Source organism: Streptomyces cacaoi (assembly GCF_006539165.1).
Classification (GTDB): Bacteria; Actinomycetota; Actinomycetes; order Streptomycetales; family Streptomycetaceae; genus Streptomyces; species Streptomyces cacaoi.
The window spans coordinates 113,262-134,182 of record NZ_BJMM01000010.1 but is presented as its reverse complement, the minus strand read 5'-3'; the positions used below and the strand labels follow the sequence as shown (position 1 = coordinate 134,182).

Genomic DNA, 20,921 nt, shown 5'->3' with positions numbered 1-20,921 from the left:
TCGCACAGCTCGTCACATGTGAGAACAGCGTTCAACATACGGAACGAGCTTTCCCGGAGGCTTCCATGCACCGACGTCAACTGCTGCTGCGCGCCGCCGCGTTGGGCACCGCCGCCGCACCCGCCCTCCTGACCGCCGGGCCCGCCCGGGCCGACCAGAGACCCGGCTCCGCGCCCGGGCCGGCCGCCCGGCTGCCCGCACGCGAGGAGATCACCGAGGCCCTCACCCGCGCCGCCGACCACTGGATATCCGCGCACACCGACCCCGGCGACAACCAGTGGGCCCGCGCCACCTTCTTCAGCGGGCTGCTGGCCCTGCACCGCGCCACCGGCCGCCGACGGCACCTGGAGTACGCCCGCGCCTGGGCCGAGAAGCACGGCTACGCACTGCACAACGGCGTCACCACCCGGCACGCCGACGATCACAATGCGGGCCAGGCGTACCTGGATCTGTACGAGGCCGAGGGCCGCCGCGACGAGACGAAGATCGCCGCCATCGAGGAGTCCCTGCACCGGATGGCCTTCACCGACCGGCCGGAGAAGAACGACGACTGGTGGTGGGACGACGCGCTCCACATGGCCATGCCGCCGTTCGCGCGGCTGAGCGTGGTGCGCGGCGAGCCCGGCTACGCGGCCAAGCTCCACGCCCTCTACACCCACACCAGGGATGCCGAGGGCGGGCCCGGACTGCTCGACGACGCCACCGGCCTGTGGTACCGCGACGACCGCTTCCTGCCCGGCGGCATCGTCTCCCCCGACGGGCGTCCCGTGCTGTGGTCGCGCGGCAACGGCTGGGTGGCGGCCGGCCTCGTCAAGACGCTCGACGCGCTCCCGGCCGGCGCGCCGCACACCGTCGGGTACCGGCGCACGCTCGTCCGGCTGCTGGCCCGGGTGCGCGGCGTCCAGCGCGCCGACGGGTTCTGGAACGTCAACCTCGCCGACGCCGCGCATCTGCCCGGCCCCGAGACCAGCGGGACGGCCTTCTTCACCTACGGCCTCGCCCACGCGGTACGCACGGGCCTCGTCCCGGCCCGGGGCTTCCTGCCGGCCGCCGCGCGCGGCTGGCACGCGCTGGCGGACACGGCACTGCACGCGGACGGCTTCCTCGGCTACGTCCAGGGCGTCGGCGACCGCCCCGAGTCGAGCCAGCCCGTCACCGCGGAGACGACCGCCGACTTCGGCGTCGGCGGCTTCCTGCTGGCCGGCACGGAACTGCTGAAGCTGCGCGGACGCGGCTGATCCGGTGCGGCTCCACCGGGCCCGCGACTGCTCCGCCGGTCCGGCGCGGTCGGAGCCCGGCGGATCGAGCCGGGGCCGGCCCCTCCCCGCGGGCGTGCGGGGCCGTACGCCGGGGAGGTGCGGGGAGGGGCCGGGATCGGGGGAGGCAGCGGTCAGCCGTGCCGTGCCGCCTCGCGGACCGCGAGGTTCAGCCGCAGCACGTTCACATGCGGCTGCCCGAGGAAACCGGCGGTGCGGCCCTCGGTGCACCGGTCCACGAGCGCGCGCACGGCCTCGGCCGACAGCCCGTTGGCCTCGGCCACCCGGTCGACCTGGAGGGCCGCGTACGCGGGCGAGATGTGCGGGTCGAGCGCCGAGGACGAGCCGGTGACCGCGTCCTTCGGCACCCGCTCCACCGGCACGTGGTTGAACGCGGCGACCCGCTCCCGGGCCGTGCGCACCGCCTTCACCAGCCGGGGATCGGAGGCGCCGAGCTGGCTGGAGCCGGTCGCACGCGGGTCGTAGTCGGACGCGGACGGCCGGCCCTGGAACCACTTCGGGTCGGGCCGCGAACCGCCCTTGCCCTGCCGGGTGTTCCACGACTGCCCGATCAGTTCCGAGCCCGCCTCCTTGCCCTCGACGCGCACCGGCGAACCGTTGGCCTGATGGGTGAGCCCCTGGGCGACGCCGGTGACGGCGAGCGGATAGAGCACCCCGCACACCAGCGTGAGGACGAGCAGCGCCCGCAGGGCCGCCCACAGCAGCCGGCCGGTACCCCGGACCCGGAAGCGGGGGGAGCGCGCTCCCCCGGACGACTGCCGCGTGGACTGCGCCGGATCCGTGGGCTCCATGGGATCCATGGACGGCGTGGTCGGTGTGGTCGGCATGGTTCAGCCCACTCCCGGAATCAGCGTGATGAGCAGGTCGATGACTTTGATGCCGGCGAACGGCGCGACGAGGCCGCCCAGCCCGTACAGCCCGAGATTGCGGCGCAGCATCCCCTCCGCGCTCATCGGCCGGTACCGCACCCCGCGCAGGGCGAGCGGCACCAGCGCGACGATGATCAGCGCGTTGAAGACGACGGCCGAGAGGATGGCCGACTCCGGCGAGGACAGCCGCATGATGTTGAGCGCGTCCAGCCCGGGGTAGGCCACCGCGAACATCGCCGGGATGATCGCGAAGTACTTCGCCACGTCGTTGGCGATCGAGAAGGTGGTCAACGCCCCACGGGTGATGAGCAGTTGCTTCCCGATCTCGACGATCTCGATGAGCTTGGTCGGGTCGGAGTCCAGGTCCACCATGTTCCCCGCCTCCTTGGCGGCGGAGGTCCCGGTGTTCATGGCCACGCCGACATCGGCCTGGGCGAGCGCGGGCGCGTCGTTGGTGCCGTCGCCGGTCATCGCGACCAGCCGGCCGCCCGCCTGCTCCCGGCGGATGAGCGCCATCTTGTCCTCCGGGGTGGCCTCGGCGAGGAAGTCGTCCACACCGGCCTCCTCGGCGATGGCCCGGGCCGTCAGCGGGTTGTCCCCGGTGATCATGACGGTCCTGATGCCCATCCGGCGCAGTTCCTCGAAGCGTTCCCGCATCCCCGGCTTGACGACGTCCTTGAGGTGGATGACGCCGAGCACCCGCGGCCCCGCCTCGTCCTCCACCGCGACCACCAGCGGGGTGCCGCCCGCCTCGGAGATCTCCTCGGTGACGCGCCGCACCTCGTCGCCAGCGCCGTCGCCCGCGCCGTCCTCCGCGCGGGAGCGCCCGCCGCGCTCCTCGACCCAGGCGAGGACCGAGGAGGCGGCGCCCTTGCGCACCTTGCGGCCGGCGCCCCCGTCGAGGTCCACGCCCGACATCCGGGAGCGGGCGGTGAACGGCACCCACACGGCGCCCTCCAGCTCGTCCGCCGGGCGGCTGCGCAGCCCGTGCTCGTCCTCGGCCAGGGCGACCACCGAGCGGCCCTCCGGCGTCTCGTCCGCCAGCGAGCCCAGCTGCGCCGCCTCCGCGACCTCGGCCGCCGTCGCCCCGTGCACCGGGACGAACCCGGCGGCCTGCCGGTTGCCGAGGGTGATGGTGCCGGTCTTGTCCAGCAGCAGCGTGGAGACATCGCCCGCCGCCTCGACCGCGCGCCCGGAGGTGGCCAGCACGTTCCGCTGCACCAGCCGGTCCATGCCCGCGATGCCGATGGCCGACAGCAGGGCGCCGATGGTCGTCGGGATCAGACAGACGAGCAGCGCGGCGAGCACCGTCAGCGACTGCTCGGCCCCCGCGTACACCGCGAACGGCTGGAGGGTGACGACGGCGAGCAGGAAGACGATGGTGAGCGCGGCGAGCAGGATGTTGAGCGCGATCTCGTTCGGCGTCTTCTGCCGCGCGGCGCCCTCCACCAGGCCGATCATGCGGTCGATGAAGGTCTCGCCGGGCCGGGTGGTGATCCGCACGACGATCCGGTCGGAGAGCACCTTCGTACCGCCGGTGACCGCGCTGCGGTCGCCGCCCGACTCCCGGATGACCGGGGCCGACTCGCCCGTGATCGCGGACTCGTCCACGCTGGCCACGCCCTCGACGACGTCGCCGTCGCCCGGGATGACGTCGCCCGCCTCGCACACCACCCGGTCGCCGACGCGGAGTTCGGCGCCCGGCACCGGCTCCTCGGCACCGTCGGCGCCCAGCCGCCGGGCCACGCTGTCGGTCCTGGCCCGGCGCAGCGTGTCGGCCTGTGCCTTGCCGCGGCCCTCGGCGACGGCCTCGGCGAGGTTGGCGAACAGCACCGTCAGCCACAGCCAGGCCGCGATGACCCAGCCGAACCAGTCGGCCGGGTGCAGCACCGCGAGGACGGTCGTCAGGACCGAGCCGACCTCGACGACGAACATCACCGGGGACTTGACCATGCTGCGCGGGTCGAGCTTGCGCACGGCGTCCGGCAGCGAGGCCGCCAACTGCCGCGGACCGAACGCCCCGCCGCCGCGGGAGGGCCCGCCGGACGGCGGCTCCTGCTCGGGCGCGTGCGCGGGTTCCGCACGGCGTACGGGGGTCGGGGTGGTGGTCTGGATGCTCATGAGGACATGCCTTCCGCGAGCGGCCCGAGCGCCAGGGCCGGGAAGAACGTGAGACCGGTGACGATGGCGATGACGCCCACCAACACCCCGGTGAACAGGGGCTTCTCGGTGCGCAGCGTGCCCGCCGTGACGGGGACCGGAGCCTGCCGGGCGAGCGAGCCGGCCAGCGCCAGCACGAACACCATGGGCAGGAACCGGCCCAGCAGCATGCACAGGCCGATCGTCGTGTTGAAGAAGGGGGTGTCGGCGCCGAATCCGGCGAAGGCGCTGCCGTTGTTGTTGGAGCCGGAGGCGTAGGCGTACAGCACCTCGGTGAAGCCGTGCGCCCCGATGTTGGTCATGGCCTCCTTGCCGTCCGGCAGGGCCATGGCCAGCCCGGTGCCGCCCAGCACCAGCGCGGGCGTGATCAGGATGTAGCAGGCCGCCAGCTTGATCTCGCGCGGCCCGATCTTCTTGCCGAGGTACTCGGGCGTGCGCCCCACCATCAGCCCGCAGACGAAGACCGCGATCACGGCCATCACGAGCATGCCGTACAGCCCGGAGCCGACCCCGCCGGGCGCGATCTCGCCGAGCACCATGCCCAGCAGCGTCACACCGCCGCCGAACGCGGTGAACGAGTCGTGGAAGGAGTTGACGGCCCCGGTCGACGTCATGGTCGTCGTCACCGCGAAGAGCGAGGAGCCGCCCTCACCGAACCGCTGTTCCTTGCCTTCCATGGCGCCGCCCGCCAACTGCGCGGCCGTGCCCGGGTGTGCGTACTCGCTGACGGTGACGGCCACGACCCCGGCCAGCCAGATCACACCCATCGCCGCGACGATGGCGTAGCCCTGCCGCAGGCTGCCGACCATCCGCCCGAAGGTGCGCGGCAGCGACAGCGGGATGAGCAGAATCAGGAAGATCTCCAGCAGATTGCTGAACCCGTTCGGATTCTCGAAGGGGTGCGAGCAGTTGGCGTTGTAGAAGCCGCCTCCGTTGGTGCCCAGCTCCTTGATGGCCTCCTGCGAGGCGACGGGCCCGCCCGGAAGGTGCTGGACGGAGCCGGAGAGGGTGTGCACCTCGTGCATGCCGGAGAAGTTCTGCACGGCACCGGCGGCGACCAGCAGCACGGCGGCGACGGCGGCCAGCGGCAGCAGGATCCGCACCACGCCGCGCACCAGGTCCGTCCAGAAGTTGCCCAACTCCCCCGTACGGCTGCGTGCGAAGCCGCGCACCAGCGCCACGGCGACGGCCATGCCCACGGCCGCCGAGACGAAGTTCTGCACGGCGAGCCCGGCCATCTGCGTCAGATGCCCCATCGCCGATTCACCCGCGTACGACTGCCAGTTGGTGTTGGAGACGAACGAGGCGGCCGTGTTGAACGCCTGGTCGGGGTCGATCGGCGCGAAGCCGAGCGACATCGGCAGCTTGTCCTGGAGACGCTGCATCGCGTACAGGAACAGCACGCCGGCCGCGGAGAAGGCGAGCACGGCACGCAGATACACCGGCCAGCGCATCGCGGCGGACGGGTCGGTGCCCACGCAGCGGTGGATCCACCGCTCGATGCGCAGATGTTTGTCGGAGGTGTAGACCCGGGCCATGTAGTCGCCCAGGGGACGGTGCACCAGCGCCAACGCCCCGACGAGCGCGACGATCTGGAGCACGTCAGCGAATGTCTGACTCATGGCGGGCGCTCAGAACCTCTCCGGAAAGATCAGGGCGAGGATGAGATAGCCCAGCAGACAGACGGCGACGACGATCCCTACGACGGTTTCGACGGTCCCGGCGCTCATCGGGCGTCACCGTCCTGGGACATGCCCTTGGCGACGAGTGCGACCGCGCCGAAGACGGCGAGGGTGATGAGGACGAAGGCCAGATCGGCCATCGCGCGCTCCTAGTGGTGTGCGGAATCTGGACACCACCAGAGAACCCCTGTTCGGGGCGCACGGAGCGCTCCGTTGACGCCCCCCATACGAGCCGCGGCGGGCTCTTGATGGGCCCCATACGCCCCCGGCGGCGCAGGTCACACCCGCGCGCACCACCCCGCGCCCGGACATACGCAGCGGCGGTGGCCGGACTCCGTCGGGAGCCCGGCCACCGCCGCCTCGTGCACCGCCGCCCGGCGGCTCAGCGCACCTCGGAGATCTCCGGCCCGCGCTGGAGCTTGTCCAGCCCGCCGGCGAACCGGGAGCCCTCCTCGACGGTCTCCTGCTGGACACCGTCCGGAACCATCTGTGCGTCGTCCGGCAGCTTGAGGGTGATCGGATCGCGGGGGGCCATCGGGCCGTCGCCCCGGACCACCACGGTGTCCCGGAAGACCTGCTCCAGCAGCCCGGCGGCCTCCGGCTGCACCGCGCCCTGCCCGGAGATCACCCCGCGCAGGAACCAGCGCGGCCCGTCGACCCCGACGAAGCGCACGACCTGCACCCCGTTCGTGCCGTCCGGCAGCTGCACCGGGACCTGCGCCCGCAGCTCCCAGCCCAGCGGGCCCTCGACCTCGTCGATGACCCCGCCCTGCTGGGTGATGCCGGAGGCGATCTCCTCGCGGACCTCGTCCCAGATGCCCTCCCGCTTGGGGGCGGCGAACGCCTGCAACTGCACGGCGCTGTCCTGGAGCACCAGGGTGGCGGCCACGATCGCGTCGCCCGCGACCTCCACGCGCAGCTCCATGCCCTCCACGCCGGGCACGAACATGCCGCCCAGGTCGACCCGGCCCGACGAGGGGTCGCCGACCTCCGAGACGTCCCAGGGGCCGTCGGGGCGGGGGGCCGGAGGGAGCTTCACACGCTCGGACTCGCCGGTCGTCTCCGCGGACTCCTCGCCCTGCGGCTCGTCCTGGCCGTCCTGTTCCGTCTCGAACTCGTCCGAGGCGTCCGTCTCAGGCTTTCCGCTCTTCTTACGACGACGTCCGAACACGTCACTGTCCTCTCAGGTCGGAAGCTCGGTCGGCACCGACCGCAACGTAATCCTTCTGCTGTGCGGCTGTCTGCCGCGCGCCCCGCCCGGCGTGGCCGCCCGTGGAGCCGAACCCCCCGGTGTCCCGGACCGAGCCGGGCAGCTCCTCCACCTCGCGGAAACGCACCTTCTCCACCCGCTGGACGACGAGTTGGGCGATGCGGTCGAACCGCTCGAACCGCACCGGCTCGCGCGGATCGAGGTTCGCCACAATCACCTTGATCTCCCCACGGTACCCGGCGTCCACCGTTCCCGGCGCGTTCACGAGGGCCACTCCGCAGCGCGCGGCGAGGCCGGAGCGCGGGTGCACGAAGGCGGCATACCCCTCCGGCAGCGCGAGGGACACCCCCGTCGGCAGCACCGTCCGCTCCCCCGGCTCCAGTTCGGCACTCTCGGTGGTCACCAGATCACATCCCGCGTCACCGGGGTGGGCATAAGCCGGTACCGGAACCTCCGGATCCAGCCGCCGGAGCAGCACCTCCAGCGTCGCCTCACCGCTCACCCGGTCCGTCCCGCCCACGGGTTCCCCGCTCTCCGCCGCCGTCACGGATTGACCTCGAAGGCACGGGCACGCCGCACCTGGTCCGGGTCCTCCATCGCCGCCTCGATCTCTTCCTTGCGCCCGTTGTCGATGAAGTGCTCCACCTTCACCTCTATGAACACCGCCTTCGCCCGGACGGCTATCGGCCCCTTCGGCCCGCCGATACGGCCGACGGCGTCGGAGTAGATCTTCCGTCCGTGCACGGCCGTGCACCGAGCGTCCAGGTGCAGCACGGTGTCCACGGGCACGGGCAACAGGAAGTCGGTCTCCAGCCGCCCGGTGACGGCGATGGAGTGCATCAGCCAGTTCAGGGAGCCCAGCGTCTCGTCCAGCGCGCTGGTGAGCACCCCGCCGTGCGCCAGCCCCGGCGCACCCTGGTGCTGGGGCTTGACCGTGAACTCCGCCGTGACGCTGACGCCTTCGCCCGCGTGCGCCTGGAGATGCAGTCCGTGCGGCAGCGCCTGGCCACAGCCGAAGCAGTGGTCGTAGTGGGCGCCGAGCGGCGTTCCGGGCGCGGGCGCCTCCGGGTGGCGCACCGGCGCGACGGCGTCGTCCGGCGGCACCAACGAGGTCTCGGGGGGCGTCTCGGGGGACGTGGCAGCACTCACGGCAGCAGACCTTACCGCCGTGCCGGGCAGCCTGGCGCGGCGTGCCAAGCTTGGACCCATGGTTCCTCCTGCCCGGCCCTACGACGAACGTCTGACCGCACCCCGCTCCTGGTGGCTGATCGCCGCGCTGATCGGCGTGGGCGGCGCGGTGCTGCTGTTCCCCTTCGGTCTGCTGCCGATGCTCTGCGGGCTCGTCGCGGCGGCCGCGCTCGCCTCGGTGTGTGTGAGCGCGTACGGCGGTGTGCGGGTCCGCGTCGTCGCCGGCTCGCTCGTCGCCGGGGACGCCCGCATCCCCGTCTCCGCGCTGGGCGAGGCCCTGCCCCTGGACGCGGAGGAGGCCAGGGCCTGGCGCACCTACAAGGCCGACACCCGCGCCCACATGGTGCTGCGCAGCTACATTCCGACCGCTGTGCGTATCGAGGTGACCGATCCGCAGGACCCCACCCCGTACGTCTTCGTCTCGACCCGTCACCCCGAGGAGCTGACGGCGGCGCTGCGCGCGGCCCGCGAGACGTCACCGTCCTGAGCCGTCGGCCGCCGGCACCGAGGACGCCCCGGCGTCAGGCGCGGGGCGGCGGCAACTCCCCCGCGGCGCGCAGGTCCTTGCGGACGCGTGCGGCGAGCCGGGCGGTCTCCCGGCGGTTCATCCAGGCCCCGGCGGCAGCGCCGATGAGGAACGGGGCGAGGTTGGGAAGATTGCGCGCGGTGCGCTTCATGATCCGCTGGCGCAGCTGACGCCGCAGCTGTCCGCCCATCACGGTGTTCAACGCTCCCGGCCGGACCAGATCGGCGGGGGAGATACCGCGCTCGCCGGACCACGCGGAGAGGTAAGCGGCCGTGCGCTCACGGGCGTTGCCCGGCGGTCTGCGGCCGTAGACCTCGTGCAGTTCGGCGATCAGTTTCAGCTCCACCCCGGCCACGCCGACGATCTCGGCGGCCAGTTCGGCGGGCATCGCGGGCGGCACCGGCAGCATGGCCGCCGCCCCCACCCCGGCACCGACGGTGGCGGAGCCCTTCACGGCCCCGGCGACCAGCTTGTCGGCGAGCTGCTCGGTGTCGAGCCCGGGGAACTGCGTGCGCAGGGTTTCCAGATCCCGCACCGGCACGCGCGGCGCGGTGTCGATGACGCGGTCGGCCACGACGCGGAGGAACGCCCGTACACGGGGCACGCGGACGCCCCGCGCCCGCGTGCTGTCTCGGCCGTCCGCCTCGGGTGCGTCGGCGTTCTCGTACGGCGCGAGCGAGGCCGACCGGTCGTGAGGGCCTCGCTCGTCGTCACGTGCGTCGGCGTCCGCCACGGAGCACGCCCGCCCGGGGTCAGGCCGCGCAGTCGCGGCAGATGGGCTGGCCGTTCTTCTCCGCGGCGAGCTGCGAGCGGTGGTGCACCAGGAAGCAGCTCATGCACGTGAACTCGTCGGCCTGGCGCGGCAGCACGCGGACGGACAGCTCCTCGTTGGAGAGGTCCGCGCCGGGAAGCTCCAGCCCTTCGGCCTGCTCGAACTCGTCCACGTCGACGTTGGACGCGGACTTGTCGTTCCGCCGGGCCTTCAGTTCCTCGATGCTGTCTTCGTTGACCTCGTCGTCGGTCTTGCGTGGAGTGTCGTAATCCGTTGCCATGTCGCTCTCCCCCTCTGGGTGTCTGTGGTGTCTCCAGCGCACGTAACGCGTGAGAGGCCGGGCTTGTGCCCGACCCGAGGCGGAGATTTTGCCTCACATCAAGGTCTGTTACTCAATCGACACCCAACCGCACCCCTGAAGAGGTGATCACGGCGGATGCCGTGGAGGACCATAAACCGTCCCCGGTAGCGCTTCGCACACGCCATCCCGGGTACTGCCCACGATCTCCACCTGCGGAAACATGGACTTTCCGGGATTTCTTCCCGTTCCCTGACCACGCTCGGTACACTCTGAAAATTTCGCCTGTGTGATCGATCACAGGTCTCCACCGAAGCTTCACGAAGCTCGGAATTCCGCACAGAGCGAACACCAATTGCGCACTCTGCGCGGCAGTTGGGCCACTTTCTGTTACGGCCTCCCGGTATTTTCCGTGGTTCCGCCCGGGTCCCCACCGGACCACCTCGGAACACCTGTCACAGCGGAAGCGAAACCCGCATCGTCATGCCGCCGTCCTCGCGCGGCACAGCCGTCACCGTGCCGCCGTGCGCACGCGCGACGGACCGCACGATGGACAATCCGAGACCGACTCCCTTGTCGCTTCCCGTCCTCTCCGAACGCAGACGCCGGAACGGCTCGAAGAGGTTGTCCACCTCGTAGGCGGGAACGGCCGGCCCGGTGTTCTCGACCACCAGAAGGGCTTCTCCCGGCCCGGCGTGGGTACTGACCGAGACCCATCCCCCCTCACGCAGGTTGTAGCGCACGGCATTCTGCACGAGATTCAGCGCGACCCGCTCCAGCAGAACTCCGTTGCCCTGTACATACGTGGGCTGGCGCACCCCGCGCAACTCGATGCCCTTGTTCTCCGCTTCCGTTCTGGCCTGTTCCAGCGCCTGGGAGGCGACCTCGGCGAGATCCACGGGCTTGCGGTCCACCAGTTCGTTCTCGCTCCGGGCCAGCAGCAGCAGGCCCTCCACGAGCTGTTCGCTGCGCTCGTTGGTCGCCAGCAGCGTCTTGCCCAGCTGTTGAAGCTCCGGGGACGCCTCCGGATCGGACAGCTGGACCTCCAGCAACGTCCGGTTGATCGCCAGCGGAGTGCGCAGCTCGTGCGAGGCGTTGGCGACGAATCTCTGCTGCGCGGCGAAGGCGCGGTCCAGCCGGTCGAGCATCTCGTCGAAGGTGTCGGCCAGCTCCTTGAGTTCGTCGTCCGGGCCCTCCAGCTCGATCCGCTTGTGCAGATCCGAACCGGCCACCTGGCGCGCGGTGCGGGTGATCCGGCCGAGCGGCGAGAGCACCCGTCCGGCCATGACGTAGCCGAACGCGAAGGCGGCCACCGCGAGGCCCAGCAGCGCCAGCAGGGAGCGCCGCAGCAGGGCGTCCAGCGCCAGCCTGCGCTGCTCGTCCGTGCAGGCCGACAGACGGTCCATGAAGACGTCGCTGGGCAGCTTCCCGGTCAGCCCCGGGCACTGGTCCGAGGTCAGCTGCGCCTTGATGGTCTGGATGCGGAAGGGCAGCTGACTGCCGTCGTGCAGAGCCTGCGCCGCCAGCAGATAGATGATCGTCAGCAGCACCATCCCGGCGATGAGGAACATGCCGCCGTACAGCAGCGTGAGCCTTATCCGGATGGTCGGGCGCAACCAGGGGGACGCCGGGCGCTGCGGCTCGCGCGGATCCCAGGTGGGCTTGGGCGGCGGCTGCGGGGCGGCGCCCGCGCCGGTCGGTGTGGTGGAGGAGGCCATCGGTTCAGATCCGGTACCCGGCTCCGGGCACGGTCACGATCACCGGCGGCTCACCGAGCTTGCGGCGCAGCGTCATCACCGTGACACGCACCACATTGGTGAAGGGGTCGGTGTTCTCGTCCCACGCCTTCTCCAGCAGCTGTTCGGCGGAGACGACGGTGCCCTCGGCCCGCATCAGCACCTCCAGGACGGCGAACTCCTTGGGCGCGAGCTGCACCTCGTGGCCGTCCCGGAAGACCTCGCGGCGGTTGGGGTCCAGCCGGATGCCGGCCCGCTCCAGCACGGGCGGCAGCGCCGCTGTCGTGCGCCGGCCGAGCGCGCGCACGCGCGCCGTCAGCTCGGAGAAGGCGAAGGGCTTGGGCAGGTAGTCGTCGGCGCCGAGTTCCAGGCCCTCCACACGGTCGCTGACGTCTCCCGAGGCGGTGAGCATCAGCACCCGCGTCGGCAGCCCCAGCTCGACGATCCTGCGGCACACGTCGTCCCCGTGGACGAGGGGCAGGTCGCGGTCGAGCACGACGACGTCGTAGTCGTTGACGTCGATACGCTCCTGGGCGGCGGCGCCGTCGTAGACCACATCGACGGCCATGGCCTCCCGGCGCAGGCCGGTGGCCACCGCATCGGCGAGCAACTGCTCGTCCTCGACGACGAGTACGCGCACAGCGCTGTTCCTTCCTGTGGTGCGGCGTGACCGAGCGGTCGGTCGGTCGGTCGGCCGCGGCATCGGTCGACGGCAGGGGCGGCGGGGACGGCGGACACCGGCGGTGGCGAACGGGAACGCACGGGAACGACGGCAACGACGGTCACGGCGGTTACGACGGGGCTCCGGTGGCCCGAGCGTGTGCGCGTGCCGTGACAGCCCGTGTGTGTCCCGTGCGACAGCCGGTCCGCCGCCACCCCTCCATCCTGCCCCGTGAGCTGGTAAACCGGCTGTAAGGGGCGCTGGGGAGTCCCGCACGCTACCGTCAGCGGCATATTTTTCAAGGGAGTTGAGGTTTCTCAGAGGGAGTCGTTGGGGAGGACGAGGACACCATCCACGATCACGCCCCGTGCGCGGTGTGCCACGACGAGCCGCCGACGCCCTCACCGGGGACCACGCCGTGATCCGGGATCGCACCATCCACCCTCGGCACACCCCCGTGCCGCCGACCCACGACGAGGGGGCACACCATGGACGCGTTCACCGCCGGCATCCTGCAGCGCATACGGACCACGGAGTCCGACCTGCACCGCGCGCGCGAGTCGGGCGACGACTTCCTCGTGGACGTCGAACAGGCCGAACTGGAAGACCTCCGGCGTCTGGCCGCCGAGCACGGTGTGGAGGTGGAAACCTCCGCCGCGTGACCGTCCGGCACAGCAGCGGCCCCGGGAGCGGCGCTCCCGGGGCCGTCGCGTGGCCACCGGCCGGGGATCCACCGGCCGGCGCCTCAGTCGTGCCAGGCGCCCAGGGACTCCAGGAGCGGCTGGAGGGCGTCGAAGACGCCCGGTGAGGCGGCCACCGTCAGCTCCGTGTCGGCCGGCAGACCGGGCCGTCCGCCGGTGCGCGCGCCGGCCTCCCGGGCGATCAGGTCGCCGGCCGCCAGGTCCCAGGGGTTGAGGCCCCGCTCGTAGAAGCCGTCGAGCCGGCCGGCGGCCACGTCGCACAGATCGATCGCGGCCGAGCCGCCGCGGCGGATGTCCCGCACCCGCGGCACCAGTTCGCGGGCGACGGCCGCCTGCGCGACCCTCCGCTCGGCGATGTAGCCGAAGCCGGTGCCGATCAGCGCCTGGTCGAGCGGCGGCGAGGGGCGGCAGCTCAGCCGCTGCCCGTCCCGCCAGGCGCCCTCGCCGAGCACCGCGTGGCAGGTCTCCGCGCGCACCGGCGCCGCGACGACGCCGACGACGCGTTCGCCGTGGTACTCGGCGGCCAGCGAGACCGACCAGTCGGGGCGCCCGTAGAGGTAGTTGACCGTGCCGTCCAGCGGGTCGATGACCCAGCGCACGCCCGAGGTGCCCGCGCTGGTGGCGCCCTCCTCGCCGAGGAAGCCGTCGTCCGGCCGGTGCTCGGTGAGGTAGTCGGTGATCAGCTTCTCCGAGGCCAGATCCATCTCGGTGACCACGTCGATCGGGCTCGTCTTGGTCGCGGCGACGCCCAGGTCCGCCGGCCGGCCGTCGCGCAGCAGGGCACCGGCGCGCCCGGCGGCCTCCTGGGCGAGGGCGAGCAGTTCGGCCTTCAGCGCCGGGTCGGCGCCGGGTGCGTCGTGCGTGTCGCTCACGTTCGTGTCGCTCCTCGTCACAGGTTCGGTGCGTCGGCTCCGGCCGCGGCCGGCTTGGGGGTGCGGGCCGGGCAGCAGCCGACCGGGCAGACGTCGTGGCTCGGACCGAGCGCGCCCAGGGCGCAGCGCGCGGGCCGACCGCCGCGTTCGGCCTCGGCGCGCTCCAGGACGAGTTCGCGGACGGCGGCGGCGAACCGCGGGTCGGCGCCGACGGTCGCGGAGCGCGTCACGGGCAGCCCCAGCTCGGCCGCCTTGTCCTTGGCCTCGGTGTCCAGGTCGTAGAGGACCTCCATGTGGTCGGAGACGAAGCCGACCGGGACCATCACGGCTCCGGGCACGCCCTGGCCGTGCAGCTCCTCCAGGTGGTCGCAGATGTCCGGCTCCAGCCAGGGCACCGAGGGCGGGCCGCTGCGCGACTGGTAGACGAGCTTCCAGGGGTGGCGGATGCCGGTGCGCTCCCGGACGGCCTCGACGATGACGGAGGCCACGTCGAGGTGCTGGGCGACATAGGCGCCGCCGTCGCCGTGCTCCTCCACCGGCCCGGAGGTGTCGGCCGCCGCGTCGGGGATCGAGTGGGTGGTGAAGGCGAGGTGTGCGCGCTCGCGGACCTCGGCGGGGAGCGCGTCCAGCGAGGCGAGGACGCCGTCCACGACGGGCTCGACGAAGCCCGGGTGGTTGAAGTAGTGCCGCAGCTTGTCGACCCGCGGCGGGTGCAGGCCCTCCGCCCGCAGCGTGGCCAGGGACTCGGCGAGGTTCTCGCGGTACTGGCGGCAGCCGGAGTAGGAGGCGTAGGCGCTGGTGGCGAGGACGAGGATCCGCCGGCGGCCGTCCCGGGTCATCTCGCGCAGGGTGTCCGTCAGATAGGGGGCCCAGTTGCGGTTGCCCCAGTAGACGGGCAGGTCGAGGCCGTGTTCCGCGAAGTCCTTGCGCAGGGCCTGGAGCAGTTCGCGGTTCTGCGCGTTGATCGGACTGACGCCGCCGAAGAGGTAGTAGTGCTGCCCCACCTCCTCCAGGCGTTCGCGCGGGATACCGCGCCCCCGGGTGACGTTCTCCAGGAACGGAACGACATCGTCCGGGCCTTCGGGGCCGCCGAAGGACAGCAGCAGCAGCGCGTCGTAGGGCGCGTGATCACAGTCCGGGCCGGGGCCGGACGGGGTGGTGGGGAGCTCATCGGACATGGCTCCGATCCTGCCATCAGGCCACCGGCGCCGACGGGCACCCTCCCGCCCGTAAACTGTCGAGGTCGTACGTTTGTCCCAGTGCGCCCGGTGGACTCCCGCCCGCCGGTGCGCGCACGGGCGCGCGTGCGGCGCCCCGCACCGCGGCGTCCACCGCCGCGGCAGCGAACCCCTCGCCCCGCCGACCCCTCGAACAGCAAGAGTCCGCCCGTGCCCAGTCCGTACCGCGCGATCTTCACCGCGCCCGGGAGCAGGTCCTTCTCCGCCGCCGGCTTCTTCGGCCGGATGCCCCTGTCGATGACCGGCATCGGCATCGTCACGATGGTGTCCCAGCTCAGCGGGGACTACGGGGTCGCCGGGGCGCTCTCGGCGACCGTGGCCCTCGCCTCCGCCGCCTTCAGCCCGCAGATCTCCCGGCTGGTGGACCGGCACGGCCAGCGCCGGGTGATCCGCCCGGCGATGCTCATCTGTGTGGCGAGCGTGCTCGGCCTGATCGCCGCCGTGCACGCCGGTGCTCCCGAGCCGCTGCTGTTCCTGTTCGCCGTGGGCGCCGGGTGCATGCCCAGCGTCGGCTCGATGGTGCGGGCACGCTGGGCGCACCTCCACCGCGACGAACCGCGGCTGCTGCACGCGTCGTTCGCCTTCGACTCGGTGGTCGACGAGTCCTGCTTCGTCGTCGGCCCGATCCTGGCCATCGGCCTGTCGACGACGCTGTTCCCGGAGGCCGGCCCGGCGCTGGCCGCGACCTTCCTGGCCGTGGGTGTGCTGTGGCTGGGCGCCCAGCGGTCGACGGAGCCGCCGGCGCACCCGCGGGAGAAGCACACCGGCGGCAGCGCCCTGCGCACCCCCGGGCTCCAGGTGCTGGTGGCCGTCTTCGCGTTCACCGGCGCCATCTTCGGCGCCATCGACGTGGTGACGGTCGGCTTCGCCGAACAGCAGGGGCACAAGGGCGCCGCGAGCCTGACGCTGGCCGTCTACGCGCTGGGCTCGGTGCTGGCCGGAGCCGTCTACGGCGTGCTGCGGCCGTCCTCGCCGCCTGCCCGCCGCTGGATTCTGGGCATCTGTGCGATGGCCGTGAGTATGATCCCTCTCCAACTGGTGGGGAACCTGCCGTCCCTGGCCGTGGCGCTCTTCCTCGCGGGCATGACCATTGCCCCGACGATGGCGACCACCATGGCCCTCGTCGCACAGCTGGTCCCGCGCGCCAAGCTGACCGAGGGCATGACGTGGACCAGCACGGGCCTCTCGGTCGGGGTGGCGCTGGGGTCCTCGGCCGCCGGCTGGGCGGTCGACACCTTCGGCGCCGGCCGTGCCTACGGCGTGCCCGCGGTCGCGGGCGCGCTCGCGGCCCTGGTGGCGTTCCTCGGCTACCGCCGGCTGACTTCCCGGCCGGCGCCACGGCGAGAGGGGACGGTCGCAGATGAGCGTGCAATCCACGGGCAGCCGGTCGACGAGGAACGCGAACGCAACCTGGCGTAACTGGGCGGGGAATGTGACGGCCTCCCCCGTGCGGACCGTCGCCCCGTCCACGACGGAGGGGCTCGCCGAGGTCGTACGCCGGGCGGCGGCGGACGGGCTGCGGGTCAAGGCGGCCGGAACCGGTCATTCGTTCACGGCCGCGGCCGTCACCGACGGCGTGCTGATACGCCCCGACCGGCTCACCGGCATACGCTCCGTCGACCGCGCCGCCGGCACCGTGACGGTCGCGGCGGGCACCCCGCTCAAGGAGCTGAACACGGCCCTGGCGGCGCAAGGGCTCTCCCTGACCAACATGGGCGACATCACGGAGCAGACCGTCTCCGGCGCCGTCAGCACCGGAACGCACGGCACCGGCCGGGACTCGGCCGCGATCGCCGCCCAGATCCGCGGGCTGGAGCTGGTGCTCGCCGACGGCTCCGTCCTGCGCTGCTCCCCCGACGAGAACCCCGAGGTGTTCGCCGCCGCCCGGCTGGGCCTGGGCGCCCTCGGCGTGCTCACGGAGATCACCTTCGCCGTGGAGCCGGAGTTCCTGCTCACCGCCCGCGAGGAGCCGATGACCTTCGACCGGGTCACCGGCGGGTTCGATCAACTGGTGGCCGAGAACGAGCACTTCGAGTTCTACTGGTTCCCGCACACCGACGGCTGCAACACCAAGCGCAACAACCGCAGCGCGGGCCCGGCCCGTCCGCTGCCGAGGATGCGCGGCTGGATAGACGACGAACTGCTCTCCAACGGCGTCTTCCAGGCCGTGTGCTCCCTGGGCAGGGCCGTACCCGCCACCGTGCCCGGCGTCGCCCGCGTCTCCAGCCGCGCCCTGTCGGCCCGTACGTACACCGACATCCCGTTCAAGGTCTTCACCAGCCCGCGCCGCGTCCGCTTCCTGGAGATGGAATACGCGATTCCGCGCGCCGCTCTCGTACCGGCCCTGCGCGAGCTCAAGGCGATGGTCGAGCGGTCCCGCTTCAAGGTGAGCTTCCCGGTGGAGGTGCGTACCGCCCCGGCGGACGACATCCCGCTGTCCACGGCGAGCGGACGCGAGAGCGCCTACGTGGCCGTCCACATGTACCGGGGGACGCCGCACGAGGGCTACTTCAGCGCCGTCGAGCGGATCATGACCGCGCACGAGGGCCGTCCCCACTGGGGCAAGCTGCACAGCAGGGACGCCGGACATCTGGCCGAGGTCTACCCCCGCTTCGGCGAGTTCACGGCGCTGCGGGACCGGCTGGATCCCGACCGGGTGTTCGGCAACGACTATCTCCGCCGCGTCCTCGGCGACTGACCCACGGCGCACACCCCGCCCGGCAGCGCACGCCGCCCGGCAGCGCACGGCACCAACGCTCGGGGGGGGGCGACGCCTACGCGGCGCACGACGAGGGGCCGGCACACCGCGAGGTGTACCGGCCCCTTGTGCCCGGCTGCGCCGTATCGCGCCATCGCGCCATCGCGCCGGGACGCTATCCGGCCGGAGTGGTGTCCGGCTGCTGTTGCTGCGGCATCCGGCCGCTGCCGGCGCCGCCCTGGTCGCTTCCGCTCGTGGGTGCGTCGCCCGGGCCGTCCTGCCCGCTGCCGTCGTCCCCGGAGCCGTCGCTCCCGTCGCCGTTCCCGGTGTCCGGGCTGTGGGTGCCGGTGCCACCCTGCTCCCCGCCGGGCTGCTGCGAGGTGCCCGGGTCGGGGCTCTGCGTGGCGCCGCCCTTCTCGCCGGAACCGCTCTCGCCGCCCTGCTGCCCGTTGCCGGTGTCCGGGTCGGCGGACGGGCTGCCGGAGCCGTCCTCGCCGGCTCCCCCGTCGTCGGACGAGCCGGGGCTCGGCGTACCGGACTCCCCCGGCGCCCGGTCGGGCCCCTCGTCCTGCGAGGAGCCGCCGCCGGAGCGGAAGACGTCGCTGATCGAGGTGCCCTTGCCGCCGGAGACGTTGTGCCCGGAGATCACCTCGTAGACGGTGATGCCGCCGACCGCGATCACGAAGACCAGGAGCGCGGGCAGCAGCGTCCGCTTCCAGCCGCGCCACTTGGTGCCGTGCGTGGTGGAGGCGCCGAACTCGCCGTCGCCGGGCAGCTTCTCCTCCCCGCCGACGGTCCGCAGCAGCTGGGTGCGCTGCGCCGGATCGTCGCCCTCGGCCTTCCGCAGCATCCGGGTGCGTTCGTCCGGGGCGCCGGTGGCACCGACCGTCCGTAGCATCCGGGTGCGCTCGTCCGTGCCCGCGCCGGCGTCCGCGGCGCGGAGCATCCGGGTCGCGTCGTCCGTGCCGTCCCGGTGCCCTCGCGGCCCGGCCGTCGGCAGGAGCCGGGTGCCGTCCTCGTCGCCCCGCCGGCCACCGGGTCCCGGCACGGCCCGGGTGGGCCCGCCGGAGTCCCCGGAACCTGCGGCGTCCGCTGCGTCCGCTGCGATCGCGGTGTCGAGCTGCGCACCGTCCTTCCAGCCCGCCGCCGGATCCCGTACGGGACCCTGGCGCGCCCTCGGCGGGACGGTGACCTCCTTGATCTGCTCACCCGTCCTGCGGAAGAGGTGCTGGAAGATGGGGCCGCCGCTGGTGGCGACCAGGCTCACGACACCGGCTCCGAGGAACGTGCCGTAGACCCCCAGCTGACCTGCCGCGAAGGCGGCGACCACGGCGGCGACGGCACTGCCGAGCACCTGGGCCAGGCTCAGATCCAGTTTTGTCCTGGATCCGCCCTCCCCGCCGGACCCCTCTCGCCGGTCGGGTATGTCTTTCTTGTCCATCTACCGCCCTCGATCACACATTCCCAACCACTGTGCACGATTAAGGGACTTATTGGCGAAGGCGATGGTTCCGGTTCGGGTGGTTCTGTGAGGATTACCACCCCCACAGCCAGGGCGAATGGGCCCCGGGGGCGTCAACTCCCTTACCCGTGAGCAACTTCGGTGGCGCGGCGGTCCACCCGGGTGGCCCTAATGGAGTAGTGTGACGAGCCCTGGTCTCGGTTCTGACCCGGCGCAGGCTGCTCACGGTGATCGGACCGGTCACTGTGCGTTGTGAGGAGGTAACCGTGCCATAGCGGCGGTTCGGGCAGTGATGGATGACGCGGAACGATGGAGCGGAATACTGTCCCGGTACCCCGAGGAAGTCGGCAAGGTTGTGGCAGGCTGCACCGGGGCAGGCCACACTCGTCTAGCGGGAGCAGCGACGCACGTGACGTCGGCAGGCACCACCCGGGAGGTCCCCATGCCCGAACTGCGTGTCGTGGCCGTCAGCAACGACGGCACACGACTGGTGCTCAAAGCTGCCGACAGCACGGAATACACGCTTCCGATCGATGAGCGGCTGCGCGCCGCCGTCCGGAACGACCGCGCGCGGCTCGGCCAGATCGAGATCGAGGTGGAGAGCCACCTGCGCCCCCGGGACATCCAGGCGCGCATACGAGCAGGCGCCTCCGCCGAGGAGGTCGCCTCGCTGGCCGGGATCCCCGTCGACAGGGTGCGCCGCTTCGAGGGCCCCGTCCTCGCGGAACGCGCCTTCATGGCCGAGCGGGCCCGCAAGACCCCGGTACGCCGCCCCGGCGAGAACACCGGCCCCCAGCTGGGCGAGGCCGTCAGCGAGCGGCTCCTGCTGCGCGGCGCCGACAAGGACTCGGTGCACTGGGACTCCTGGCGCCGGGACGACGGCACCTGGGAGGTGCTGCTGGCCTACCGCGTCGCCGGCCAGCCGCACTCGGCGACATGGACGTACGACCCGCCGCGCCGCCTGGTCCAGGCCGTGGACGACGAGGCCCGCGCGCTGATCGGGGAGACGGACGACACCCCGGAGCCCAGCTTCCCGTTCGTGCCCCGCATCGCCCGGCTGCCCCGGGAGCGGCCCGAGCGCGGCGAGCGCTCCGGCCGCGCCGAGCTGGAGCCCGCCTCCCTCTCCCCGGCACCGGGCGACGAGGAGGACACCCCGCGCTCCGAGCGGGGCGAGCCGGACTCGCTGACCAGCCTGCTGGAGGCGGTCCCCAGCTTCCGTGGCGATCTGGTCGTCCCGGAGCCGGACACCTCCTCCGGCGCCGAGCCGCTGCACGAGCCGGAGAGCCTTCCCGAGCAGGACGAGCGGGAGTCGGTGGAGAGCGAGGAGGAGCAGGAGGCCGCCGAGCCGCCCGCTCCCGCGGCGAGCGCGGGCTCCGCGTACGCGGATGTGCTGATGCCGCGCTCCGTCGGCGCCCACCGGGACCGGCTCAAGGGCACGACGGACCGGCAGGCCGAGGCCGACGGTGTGCGCCCGGGCCGCCGGGCGGCGGTGCCGAGCTGGGACGAGATCGTCTTCGGTACCCGTCGCAAGAAGGAGTGAGCCCGTCAACCCGGGCGCCGCGCCGGACCGT

20 protein-coding genes are annotated in these 20,921 nt (G+C 72.5%); 6 read left to right on the top strand and 14 right to left on the bottom strand.

Annotation, left to right across the window (positions count from 1 at the left end; translation table 11 throughout):
* The first annotated feature begins 65 nt into the window (after window positions 1-65).
* Window positions 66-1,238, top strand: coding sequence for a glycoside hydrolase family 88 protein (locus tag SCA03_RS12620; protein ID WP_086817276.1), 1,173 nt, complete (start codon window positions 66-68; stop codon window positions 1,236-1,238).
* Between the two features lie 152 nt (window positions 1,239-1,390).
* Here SCA03_RS12620 and kdpC read toward each other — a convergent pair whose 3' ends face one another.
* The 7 genes from kdpC to SCA03_RS12585 form a co-directional block, all read right to left on the bottom strand.
* Window positions 1,391-2,104, bottom strand: a complete 714-nt coding sequence (gene kdpC / locus SCA03_RS12615) for a potassium-transporting ATPase subunit KdpC (protein ID WP_230988618.1) — start codon at window positions 2,102-2,104, stop codon at window positions 1,391-1,393.
* Between the two features lie 3 nt (window positions 2,105-2,107).
* On the bottom strand, window positions 2,108-4,267 hold the full coding sequence (kdpB, locus tag SCA03_RS12610) for a potassium-transporting ATPase subunit KdpB (protein ID WP_086817040.1): 2,160 nt from the start codon (window positions 4,265-4,267) through the stop codon (window positions 2,108-2,110).
* Entirely contained in the window at window positions 4,264-5,928 is a 1,665-nt protein-coding gene (gene kdpA, locus SCA03_RS12605) for a potassium-transporting ATPase subunit KdpA (protein WP_086817042.1), read from the bottom strand. Before kdpA ends, kdpB begins: the two co-directional genes overlap by 4 nt.
* Window positions 5,929-5,937: 9 nt before the next feature.
* Complete coding sequence (gene kdpF, locus SCA03_RS12600; RefSeq protein ID WP_030877000.1) at window positions 5,938-6,036, bottom strand: K(+)-transporting ATPase subunit F; 99 nt, start codon at window positions 6,034-6,036, stop codon at window positions 5,938-5,940.
* A 334-nt stretch (window positions 6,037-6,370) separates the two neighbouring features.
* Complete coding sequence (locus SCA03_RS12595; protein WP_030877005.1) at window positions 6,371-7,159, bottom strand: DUF3710 domain-containing protein; 789 nt, start codon at window positions 7,157-7,159, stop codon at window positions 6,371-6,373.
* Between the two features lies 1 nt (window position 7,160).
* The gene (dut, locus tag SCA03_RS12590) at window positions 7,161-7,700 is read right to left on the bottom strand and encodes a dUTP diphosphatase (protein WP_030891670.1); all 540 of its coding nucleotides are present in this window, start codon (window positions 7,698-7,700) and stop codon (window positions 7,161-7,163) included.
* A gap of 41 nt (window positions 7,701-7,741) precedes the next feature.
* Complete coding sequence (locus SCA03_RS12585; protein WP_371863927.1) at window positions 7,742-8,275, bottom strand: PaaI family thioesterase; 534 nt, start codon at window positions 8,273-8,275, stop codon at window positions 7,742-7,744.
* Window positions 8,276-8,405: 130 nt separating this feature from the next.
* Between SCA03_RS12585 and SCA03_RS12580 the strand changes: the two genes are divergently transcribed.
* Window positions 8,406-8,873, top strand: a complete 468-nt coding sequence (locus tag SCA03_RS12580) for a DUF3093 domain-containing protein (protein WP_030877012.1) — start codon at window positions 8,406-8,408, stop codon at window positions 8,871-8,873.
* Window positions 8,874-8,907: 34 nt separating this feature from the next.
* On the opposite strand, the gene SCA03_RS12575 is transcribed toward SCA03_RS12580, so the two are convergent.
* The 4 genes from SCA03_RS12575 to SCA03_RS12560 form a co-directional block, all read right to left on the bottom strand.
* Window positions 8,908-9,645 carry a hypothetical protein gene (locus SCA03_RS12575; RefSeq protein ID WP_037865676.1) on the bottom strand — a complete coding sequence of 246 codons (738 nt, stop codon included), beginning with the start codon at window positions 9,643-9,645 and terminating at the stop codon, window positions 8,908-8,910.
* A 19-nt stretch (window positions 9,646-9,664) separates the two neighbouring features.
* Window positions 9,665-9,964, bottom strand: coding sequence for a DUF4193 domain-containing protein (locus tag SCA03_RS12570; protein ID WP_019359801.1), 300 nt, complete (start codon window positions 9,962-9,964; stop codon window positions 9,665-9,667).
* Between the two features lie 473 nt (window positions 9,965-10,437).
* Window positions 10,438-11,700: a sensor histidine kinase gene (locus SCA03_RS12565; protein WP_030877019.1), complete on the bottom strand. Its 1,263-nt coding sequence runs from the start codon at window positions 11,698-11,700 to the stop codon at window positions 10,438-10,440.
* Window positions 11,701-11,704: 4 nt separating this feature from the next.
* Window positions 11,705-12,358 carry a response regulator transcription factor gene (locus SCA03_RS12560; protein ID WP_030877021.1) on the bottom strand — a complete coding sequence of 218 codons (654 nt, stop codon included), beginning with the start codon at window positions 12,356-12,358 and terminating at the stop codon, window positions 11,705-11,707.
* A gap of 509 nt (window positions 12,359-12,867) precedes the next feature.
* Here SCA03_RS12560 and SCA03_RS35070 point away from each other — a divergent pair.
* Entirely contained in the window at window positions 12,868-13,041 is a 174-nt protein-coding gene (locus SCA03_RS35070; RefSeq protein WP_169729668.1) for a hypothetical protein, read from the top strand.
* Between the two features lie 83 nt (window positions 13,042-13,124).
* Here the strand turns inward: SCA03_RS35070 and SCA03_RS12555 are convergent, their stop codons facing one another.
* On the bottom strand, window positions 13,125-13,952 hold the full coding sequence (locus SCA03_RS12555; RefSeq protein ID WP_030877024.1) for an inositol monophosphatase family protein: 828 nt from the start codon (window positions 13,950-13,952) through the stop codon (window positions 13,125-13,127).
* A 17-nt stretch (window positions 13,953-13,969) separates the two neighbouring features.
* Window positions 13,970-15,130, bottom strand: a complete 1,161-nt coding sequence (locus tag SCA03_RS12550) for a ferrochelatase (protein ID WP_051846547.1) — start codon at window positions 15,128-15,130, stop codon at window positions 13,970-13,972.
* A 210-nt stretch (window positions 15,131-15,340) separates the two neighbouring features.
* Between SCA03_RS12550 and SCA03_RS12545 the strand changes: the two genes are divergently transcribed.
* Together SCA03_RS12545 and SCA03_RS12540 are read left to right on the top strand one after the other, a co-directional pair.
* Window positions 15,341-16,609 (top strand): MFS transporter, encoded by a 1,269-nt coding sequence (locus SCA03_RS12545; protein ID WP_086817044.1) that lies wholly within the window; start codon window positions 15,341-15,343, stop codon window positions 16,607-16,609.
* On the top strand, window positions 16,551-17,888 hold the full coding sequence (locus tag SCA03_RS12540; RefSeq protein ID WP_030877032.1) for a D-arabinono-1,4-lactone oxidase: 1,338 nt from the start codon (window positions 16,551-16,553) through the stop codon (window positions 17,886-17,888). The genes SCA03_RS12545 and SCA03_RS12540 overlap by 59 nt, the downstream gene beginning before the upstream one ends.
* 175 nt (window positions 17,889-18,063) lie before the next feature.
* On the opposite strand, the gene SCA03_RS12535 is transcribed toward SCA03_RS12540, so the two are convergent.
* Window positions 18,064-19,329 carry a hypothetical protein gene (locus tag SCA03_RS12535; RefSeq protein WP_230988617.1) on the bottom strand — a complete coding sequence of 422 codons (1,266 nt, stop codon included), beginning with the start codon at window positions 19,327-19,329 and terminating at the stop codon, window positions 18,064-18,066.
* A 463-nt stretch (window positions 19,330-19,792) separates the two neighbouring features.
* Here SCA03_RS12535 and sepH point away from each other — a divergent pair, with 463 nt between their 5' ends.
* Window positions 19,793-20,890: a septation protein SepH gene (sepH, locus tag SCA03_RS12530; protein WP_030877038.1), complete on the top strand. Its 1,098-nt coding sequence runs from the start codon at window positions 19,793-19,795 to the stop codon at window positions 20,888-20,890.
* Window positions 20,891-20,921: the final 31 nt, after the last annotated feature.